Origin of the sequence: Endozoicomonas sp. ONNA2, assembly GCF_024606365.1 — a bacterium.
Classification (GTDB): domain Bacteria; phylum Pseudomonadota; class Gammaproteobacteria; order Pseudomonadales; family Endozoicomonadaceae; genus Endozoicomonas.
On record NZ_JAHHPO010000866.1, the window covers coordinates 1 to 1504 of the forward strand.

Annotated in this window: 2 protein-coding genes; one reads left to right on the top strand and one right to left on the bottom strand. The window is 48.7% G+C overall.

What is annotated here, in order from left to right; translation table 11 throughout:
- Nucleotides 1–116 precede the first annotated feature (116 nt).
- On the bottom strand, nt 117–398 hold the full coding sequence (locus KDK14_RS15405) for a hypothetical protein (protein ID WP_257266057.1): 282 nt from the start codon (nt 396–398) through the stop codon (nt 117–119).
- Here KDK14_RS15405 and KDK14_RS15410 point away from each other — a divergent pair.
- Nucleotides 383–1504, top strand: a 1122-nt coding sequence (locus tag KDK14_RS15410; RefSeq protein WP_257266058.1) for an F-box protein, incomplete at its 3' end; no start/stop codon positions are given. The two genes, KDK14_RS15405 and KDK14_RS15410, sit on opposite strands and share 16 nt — an antisense overlap.

Below are 1504 nucleotides of genomic sequence, written 5' to 3' on the forward strand. Positions count from 1 at the left end.
TGCTCAACCATTTTTCATCCCTGAGGGTGGCGCAAAATATTTTCACGCGCCATGGACATCAGTGCTTGCAAGGCTTTCGCGGCAGCCTGGCCGGGAACTTCCTGGCCTTTAGCCTGTCAATCAAGATCATCAATAGCTGCGAAGTGTCTCGCAGTTAATTCATCAAGAAGGTAACTCAATGACCCACCCTGTGTCTTCTGCCGTCGGCTTTTCGATGGTGCCGGATTGGCCTGTAAATCAGCCTGCCATAACGACACCTTCCAATTCTCCATCGATTCTCCCCCCATCGACTCTCGCCCTCCCAAAGGCCAGCCCTCAAACACAATCTCTTCAAACACAGCCCCCTCAAACACCCCCTCAAACACCCCCTCAAACACCAACATTGTGGCAAAGAACAATTACTGAACTCCCTCCCGAACTTTTGGCCATGATTTTTGACTACCTGGAATTTGATGACATCCGGCATGTAAATGCAACCTGTCTGGCATTCAGGGAAGTGGTTACACAATACAATATTCAGGAACTGTCTTATTTTGCCCGACTTCCCCAAAGCTTTCGGGAACAGTACCAGCAAAATGCCTCGTGGCAGAGAAAATACCTGCACTTGCACCCATTTGCCACTTCAGCATCACTCAACAACAGAGTGATATCGTTGAGTAACAGGATAATAAAAAAACTGTCGAAGATGCCTGCACTGCTCTGCCTTGCCACCTTGGGAAAGATGGAACAATGCCCGTCTTACCATCCGGTTAAGCGATATAAAGTGATACTCCCTCTGTCTGTAGCAAGGTATCGAAGCTATCGAAGCAATCGAAATGATGATGCCGATCCTGCTTATGATGTTTGTTTCAGCCCGTCCAGTCGTTATCTGTTGTTTTATGGCAGCTGTTTGAATGACGCCCGAATTCTGTCCAGGAATGATCAGGGTCAATGGGCAGAGGCGCAACTGAATTGGTCCGACGACAGCGGCAGTCGGGTGATTACCGGGGCAAATTTCACTGCCTGCGAAGATCGCCTGTTAACCATCAGTGCTGACAGGTGCGTTAATACCTTGCAGCCTGCTCACCGCTTTTGGGAGGATGTGAGCAAGGTAACGTTGTCGAATAAGACGGTCAAATTCAGCCCCTCAGGGAAATTTATGGCGACCTATAGCACGAACGATACGGCCATCTGGCGTTTAGACGAAAATAATGATTGGCTGAAAATGGAGGTTTGCGGCCTCTGCCCTGAAGTAATTGTCGGCCAAGTCCTGTTCAGTCCATCGGAGCAGCATGTGGCACTGCGGGGGTCGAATGAAATAACAGTGTTATCGCTGAATGATTCTGGAGCCTGGTCAGCACAGCAGTTAATAAAATTTTCAAGAATAGATGGTTTTACTCATAGAATTTCATATGCCAGCTTCAGTCAGGTGGCAGATGAGCTTCTGGTCGGTATTTGTTCACATTCTACCAGTCCCGGACGGGTCTCAATTTTCAGCCCGGAACCATCGGGGAAATGGCAAGAG